This window comes from Leptolyngbya cf. ectocarpi LEGE 11479, from assembly GCF_015207065.1.
Classification (GTDB): domain Bacteria; phylum Cyanobacteriota; class Cyanobacteriia; order Phormidesmidales; family Phormidesmidaceae; genus Leptothoe; species Leptothoe ectocarpi.
Window position 1 is genome coordinate 1 of record NZ_JADEXP010000430.1, and the last position, 5,003, is coordinate 5,003.

At 54.2% G+C, this 5,003-nt stretch carries 5 protein-coding genes; all 5 read left to right on the plus strand.

What is annotated here, in order from left to right; all coding sequences use genetic code 11:
• Window positions 1-330, plus strand: a 330-nt coding sequence (locus tag IQ260_RS27615; RefSeq protein WP_193996287.1) for an RNA-guided endonuclease InsQ/TnpB family protein, incomplete at its 5' end; no start/stop codon positions are given.
• Window positions 331-594: 264 nt separating this feature from the next.
• On the plus strand, window positions 595-2,640 hold the full coding sequence (locus IQ260_RS27620; RefSeq protein WP_193996288.1) for a serine/threonine-protein kinase: 2,046 nt from the start codon (window positions 595-597) through the stop codon (window positions 2,638-2,640).
• A gap of 16 nt (window positions 2,641-2,656) precedes the next feature.
• Window positions 2,657-3,355: a dethiobiotin synthase gene (gene bioD, locus IQ260_RS27625; RefSeq protein ID WP_193996289.1), complete on the plus strand. Its 699-nt coding sequence runs from the start codon at window positions 2,657-2,659 to the stop codon at window positions 3,353-3,355.
• 71 nt (window positions 3,356-3,426) lie between these two features.
• Entirely contained in the window at window positions 3,427-4,653 is a 1,227-nt protein-coding gene (locus IQ260_RS27630; RefSeq protein WP_193996290.1) for a M20 metallopeptidase family protein, read from the plus strand.
• A 26-nt stretch (window positions 4,654-4,679) separates the two neighbouring features.
• On the plus strand, window positions 4,680-5,003 hold a 324-nt coding region (locus IQ260_RS27635), incomplete at its 3' end, for an urease accessory protein UreD (RefSeq protein WP_193996291.1).

A 5,003-nucleotide genomic window follows, 5' to 3' on the forward strand; every position in this document is an offset into this window, starting at 1 on the left:
GAAGATTTGAGAATCCGAAATATGGTCAAGAACCACAACTTGGCTAAGTCGATTGCTGATGCGGGATGGTATCAGTTCAGAACGTGGCTAGAGCGCTATGGCGAGATCTTTGGCAGGGTAACCGTAGCGGTGAATCCCGCCTATACATCGCAAGAATGCTCGAGCTGCGGAACAATAGTGAAGAAGTCTTTATCAACTCGGACTCATACTTGCAAGTGTGGGTGCACGCTGGATAGAGATGAAAATGCAGCTATCAACATTCTGAACAAAGGACTGGCTACCGTGGGGCACACGGGAAGCACCTTGCTAGACAAGGAAAACGCCCTGTGAGATACGACCTCTTTGGGTCTGGCGGTAACGTTGGAGCTGAAAGTTATGTCAATGACCAGGGAATCCCCGCGCCTTTAGGCCGAGGAGTAGTCAATCGCCTCACATCACAATGTTTCCAGCGTTCAAAATCGTTGCGGACTTTGAAACGATGCAGCATTCATGGAGCATTGGGTTAGAGTGGTATAGCCTGTCTGGGACATCAAAGCTCAGGCTGTGCTCAGACTGTTTGCTGCCCGTTGATGTCGCCCTGTTTGGACGTTTACTATGCAACCCGCCCTTGCCGTCGGTACTCTTTTGCAAAATCGATATCGGATTGCCCAGTTGCTGGGGCAAGGTGGTTTTGGACGAACCTACTTGACTAAGGATCAAGGGCGCTTTGAAGAGGAGTGCGTCATTAAGGAATTCATGCCTGTAGGGGGTGGCGATCGCTTTTCTAGTAAGGCTGCTCAGCTATTTCAGCGAGAGGCGGAAACTTTATACCAGATCAGTCACCCTCAGATTCCTCAATTTCGTGCCTCCTTCGAGCAGGATCAGCGTTTATTTTTGGTACAAGACTATATAGAGGGGCTAACCTACCGAGAGATCCTACAACAGCGTCCAGGACAAGCTTTTTCGGAAACTGAGATACGTGCTTTTCTAGGACAGCTATTGCCTGTTTTAGCCCATATTCACGCCAAGGGCATTATCCATCGCGATATTAGCCCAGAGAATATTATTTTGAGGCGGAGCGACCAGCGACCGGTGCTCATTGACTTTGGTGTGGTCAAAGAGGTCGTTACTCGGCTACAGACAGACGCAACGACAACACAAGCAACAACAGTGGGAAAGGCAGGATATGCCCCCAGTGAACAGATACAGTCGGGACGGGCTTATCCTAGCAGCGATCTCTATGCGCTGGCGGTAACAGTCCTTGTGCTGATGACCGGCAAAGAACCCCATGAGCTGTTTGATGACACTACTTTGAGCTGGAACTGGCAACCGTTTACACAAGTAAGCGATCAGTTAGCGACTGTGCTGAATAAAGCCTTAAGCTATCGACCGAGCGATCGCTACCAGTCAGTTAGCGAGATGGCTCAGGCACTGCAACAGGGTGGTAGCGCTCATGCTGTCTCGTCCGCCCCCCCCCAAAGTCCAACACGGCGACCGACCCCACAGCATCAGCCTATTTCTGAAATGCGTACGGTAGCGGTGGGGAGTAATCCCACTGCTACCCAGACGGGTACAACGGACATGGGGGGTACTCGCTCGGCGGCGGCCAAGACTACGGCTAGTAGAACTCAGGTTGTGACGTCTCCTAGCGATCAAAGGGGGATGGATAATCCATTGGCTTTGGCAGCCATGTTTTTAGGGGCAACGGCCTTAGCTGGATTTGGCGGCTGGGCGACCGTTAACTATGTCTTGAAACCAGACCCTCCCAGCCAGAACGAGGTGATTCAACCGCTGCCACCGCCGGAAGAACTGGAAAATCAGAATAACCAGCCTGACACCCCAGAACCTAAACCATTAGAACCTGAGGAGCCGACTAACTATACGTCTGCTTTGGAGCTAGCGGAGGGCGATCAAAAAACTGTAGAGGGCGGTATTAAGAAGGGCGATACCGTTAACTATGCGTTTGAGGGTAAAGCTGGGCAAACGCTGCGAACGGCCCTGACGGGTGACGGCGTTGTTCTGTCAGTCCTGGATGCGGACGGAAAGGAGTTACGTGGCGGTCGGCGGGTATCAGATTGGCAGGGAGAACTACCTGAGGATGGTCGCTACACAGTCCAAGTGCGCACAGCTCGTGGCACAGATCAAAGCACCTATGGGCTGACCCTAGGTCTAGAAGCGGCAGCGCCAGACGAGCCAGGCGAGAACAACGACGGTGGCGACAATCCTCCGGTGGATGATGGCACTGATAATGAAGGCGGGACTGATACGGATGGTGGTGACACAGGAGATGAGGTGCCCGAGGAGCCAGACGAGGTGCCGCCCAAGCCACAAGAACAGGTTTCTAGTCAGCGAGTACAGTTCCCTGAGGGGGCAACGGGAACGCTGTTGGCTAACTCAGTGGGGCCAGGTCGGGTGCAGCGCTATTTGGTTAATGCCCAACAGGGCCAAATTGTCACCGTGAAGATTACTCAGGCTAGTGGTCCGGTCACCTTTGATGTGGCGTTTCCGGGAGGGGAACAAATTGCTGATGCTGAAGGAGTGTTGTACTGGAATAGCTATCTGCCGCTGGGGGGAGACTATGCAATCGATGTGAAATCGGCTAGTGCGGCAGAATTTACATTGGATGTTCAGGTTGTTGGCCAGGGGACGGCGAGTCCGTAGGTTTGGAGGTATCTAAATGAGGAGTGGGTTGTTAATTGCGGCGACGGATACGGAGTGTGGGAAGACGGTTTTGACCTGTGCTCTGATGGCCTATTGGCAAGCGTACTGTGGGGCTCGACGGTTAGGCGTTTTGAAACCTGTGCAAGCGGGGATAGGCGATCGAGAGCTGTGGCAGCAGTTGTTTCAATTAGAGCAGTCTCTAGCAGAGCTAAATCCGGTCTTTTTTGACGCACCGCTAGCACCTCCAATCGCAGCGGTGCTGGAGAGTAAAACGGTGGATCTGACTCCGGCCTGGCAGCGGTATACAGTCCTAAGGCAGCAGTGTGAATGGGTGCTGGTGGAAGGTCTTGGGGGGTTGGGCTCACCAGTGACAGATGAGATGACGGTGGCGGATCTAGCGGCGGATTGGCGGCTGCCGGTGGTGTTAGTGGTGCCGGTGAGGCTGGGTGCGATCGCAGCTGCCGTTGCTAACGTCGCCCTGGCCCGCCAGCACCGATTGCAGCTCCAGGGGATTGTCCTCAACTGCACAACTCCGGAAGCCCAGGAGCAGCTGACCCAGCTCACCCCACCGGATATGATCAGCAACCTCACTCGCGTTCCCGTATTGGGGGTGCTGCCCTACTTGAGTGATCCCACAAATTTGGCTCAGCTCAGCTCAGCAGCTCGCGAACTGACGTTAGAAGCGATCATGCCCGCTGCATTTTGGGTCGCTTAGTCAGGGAGGTTTGGCCTAGGACGTGGACAAGGTTTATATACTTTAGCTATATCTTTGTCTGCTAAGGTCCTATGGTTTCTACGCTGCCTGCCAATACACAAATCTCTAACGTACCGCCTCGGGTGCGATCGCAAATTCAAACCCTGCAAACTGAATTGGTGGAGTGGCGTCGGCAATTACACCAGCGTCCAGAGCTAGGTTTTGAAGAAACTCTAACCGCTGAATTTATCACTCAGCAGCTGACAGCGTGGGGCATTGACCACCAAACCGGCATCGCCCAAACCGGCATTGTCGCCACTATCCCAGGCCATCAGCCCGGCCCGGTGCTCGCCATCCGGGCCGACATGGATGCCCTCCCCATTCAAGAACTCAATCAGGTACCCTACCGGTCACAGCACGACGGCAAGATGCATGCCTGTGGTCACGATGGCCATGTCACCATTGCCCTGGGCACCGCCTACTATCTGGCGCGACACCGTGATACCTTTGCTGGCACCGTCAAAATCATCTTCCAGCCAGCGGAAGAAGGCCCCGGCGGTGCTAAGCCGATGATTGAGGCAGGAGTACTGAGTCAGCCAGAGGTCGACGCCATCATTGGTCTACATATTTGGAATAATCTTCCCTTGGGAACAGTCGGCGTCCGTAGCGGTCCCCTCATGGCCGCTACCGAATATTTTCAATGCACCATTCAAGGGCGAGGCGGGCACGGTGCTCTTCCCCACCAGACAGTTGACTCCATTGTGGTCGGGGCACAGGTGGTCAATGCCCTGCAAACCATTGTGGCCCGCAACGTCAGCCCGATCGACTCTGCCGTGGTTACGGTCGGAGAGTTCAAAGCAGGTACAGCCGTCAATGTGATTGCCGATAGCGCTCGTCTGGGCGGTACCGTGCGCTACTTTGATCCGAAATATCGAGACATGTTGCCAGAGCGCATGGAGACTATAATTGCTGGCATTTGTCAGGCCCACGGGGCGAGCTACCAGTTCGATTACCGTCGCCTATATCCCCCTGTGATCAACGATGCCACCATTGCCGAGTTGGTTAGATCGGTGGCCGCTACTGTGATTGAAACTCAAGCCGGAGTGGTCCCCGAATGTCAGACCATGGGCGGGGAAGACATGTCATTCTTTTTGCAAGAGAAACCAGGTTGTTATTTCTTTTTAGGGTCGGCGAATCCTGATTTAAATCTGGCCTATCCCCATCACCATCCTCGATTTGATTTTGACGAAACCGTCTTGGGCACAGGGGTGGAACTGTTTGTTCGATGTGTTGAACGTTTTTGTCAGGAGGCGCGGTGAGCCGTGAATGGCCCATAAAAAAGACCATGAAAACAATAGATACGGAGCCATCGAAGCAGGCCTCGCTGTTCTCTCAAGAGAATCAACAGGGCCACTGGCAGGGCACCCTGGACCTCTGCTTTAGCAATGTCAACGGGAAGACACTGCCGACCAAAAGCTACAGCACCGCTCCCCTGCGCATTCAGCGACCGTTCTACCCAGCGGCGGCTCCAGAAAACTGCCAGAGTGTCATCGTTCACACGGCAGGGGGTATGGTGGGCGGGGATCGGTTACAGATGGGGATCACGGCTGAGCCAGGTACACAGGTCTTAGTCACTACGGCGGCGGCCCATAAGGTCTACCGGAGCCAG